This window comes from Bacillus sp. P4_D3 (genome assembly GCF_056401855.1).
Genome location: NZ_JBFUIN010000526.1, coordinates 1 through 2,198, shown reverse-complemented (window position 1 = coordinate 2,198; position 2,198 = coordinate 1). Strand labels below are relative to the sequence as shown.

Sequence of the window (2,198 nt, the reverse complement as noted above, 5' to 3'; positions counted from 1 at the left end):
TATTTCTTTCCTTTAGAAACATATAAGCGTACGGTCATATCAAGAAAATAAGGCCAAAGAAATATTTGATACCTATCCAAATAACCAATAGGAATTTTGCCGTATTAACTTTCTGTTATTTCAGAATAAAACTTCACATTTTGTCCCTAAACAAAATTTGTTAGCGTGCAAAATTCAAATACACTAAAACACCCAAATAAAATGTCCTTTTTTATTGAGCATTGAGGGATGGAAAAAATTCTTCCTACAAAATTCAGCTGAATAACATAAAGACATCTAAATTACTACCTTTATCGCCATCTATCGTTGACAACATATTTACCAACTATAAAAAAGAACCTATCGAGGGTTCTTTTTTATTATAATCATTCAAATTTCAATTCTATCTTGTATTTAGATTTCTACACAAATTACATCTGCTTTTTTGCTCTCAATTATTGAATTTATAATATAGCACATCAAACTTAGTTATTCTTGATCCAAATCAGTTTAAATTAATGAATAAAATTCAATCATATAATAATAATAAATACAACTAATCGTTATATATTAAAGAGGTGTCAATTTTGTCCTTAAATGAAGAGACCTTAGAAACTAAGACAGATATAACCATTGAAAAAATCCAAACAAGTAACTTAAATGAACTTAAAAACACATTAGATAACATCTTTGATATTAGTGCAGATTTGATTGAACATCCTTTGCAATTAAAAACAAACACGAATATTTTACTATATTATTTTGAAGGCCTTACAGATGGTGTTGCATTAAAAGGAAATGTTGTTACACCATTATTACAAGCAGTGAATGAAGACAGTCAAATATTTAATTCTAATATTATTGCTACTCATACCAAAATAGTATATACGTGGAATGAAATTAAAGAAGGATTACTTGAGGGACAATGTGTACTGTTTATGGAAGGAGAAAAGAGGTCCCTTCTAATAAATACAAAAGGTTGGGCAGAGAGAGCGATTCAAGAACCCATTTCAGAAGTTACTATTAAAGGCTCACATGATGGGTTTATTGAGAATGCCACAAAAAACATAGGCTTAATTCGTCGATATATTCCTTCTACTGAATTGAAAATTAAAAAATTGACAATTGGAGAACGCGCCACTTCTTTAGTCTATTTAATTTACTTAGGGGATGTAGCAAACGAAGATGTGGTCCAAGAAATAGAAACTAGAATCTGTAAAATTAAAACGGATGCGGTATTGAGCATTGGAGAACTATCTAATTTTACAAAGGATCAAAATTGGACTCCTTTTCCACAGGCTTATTTAAGTGAACGCCCAGATGCCATTTCTAATCATATACTTGATGGAAAAGTAGCAGTGTTAATTGATAGATCTCCTGGTGCGATGATTGTCCCAATGAATTTAATTGGATTTTTTCAGACTCCAGATGATTATAATATACATTGGCTCATTGCATCATTTTTTCGCTTATTACGATTTGCAGGATTTATTATAGCTATTTTTTTACCCGCAATTTATATTGCTATAGTCTCTTTTCACTTTGAAATCATTCCTTTAGATCTATACACTTCTATTGCAACGTCAAGAGTTAAAGTCCCTTTCTCTCCTTTATTGGAAGCTTTTATAATGGAAATCACACTAGAAATGCTACGTGAAGCTGGTATTCGCTTACCACAACCAATTGGACAAACAATTGGAATTGTTGGAGGGATTGTAATTGGGCAGGCGGCTGTTCAAGCTGGTCTTGTGAGTAACGTTATGGTTATTATCGTATCTATTACCGCCATTGCATCATTTATTGTTTCTAATTATGATTTATCAAGTTGTATTCGGCTTATTCGTTTTCCAATGATGTTATTGGCCTATTTTTATGGGATTGTAGGTATTGTTAGTGGATTAATGCTCTTATTTGCTCATTTTGTTTCACTAACTTCCTATGGTTCACCATATGGATTGCCAATTGCACCATTTCGTCTCCAAGAGTTAAAAGATTCTTTTGTAAGATTTCCTATTTCTATGATCACCACCCGCTCGAGTACAGGACAGCCGAAACAAAGAAAGAAAAAAGAAGGTGGTTCGCATGGGAAACCTTAAATTCCAAAGCATAACCTTATTCGAATATATTGTTTTCATTCATTCACTGCAACTTGCATCAGGTATGTTAATTATGCCAAGCCCTCTTGCCACTACCGCTGGTACAGACGGCTGGATTTCTAT

The 2,198-nt window shown here is 32.4% G+C and carries 2 protein-coding genes; both read left to right on the top strand.

Annotated features, from left to right (window positions below):
- The first annotated feature begins 566 nt into the window (after positions 1–566).
- Complete coding sequence (locus AC1DTM_RS23595; RefSeq protein WP_199715095.1) at positions 567–2,075, top strand: spore germination protein; 1,509 nt, start codon at positions 567–569, stop codon at positions 2,073–2,075.
- Positions 2,062–2,198: GerAB/ArcD/ProY family transporter (locus AC1DTM_RS23590; protein ID WP_477001026.1), on the top strand; the 137-nt coding region annotated here is incomplete at its 3' end. The genes AC1DTM_RS23595 and AC1DTM_RS23590, both read left to right, overlap by 14 nt.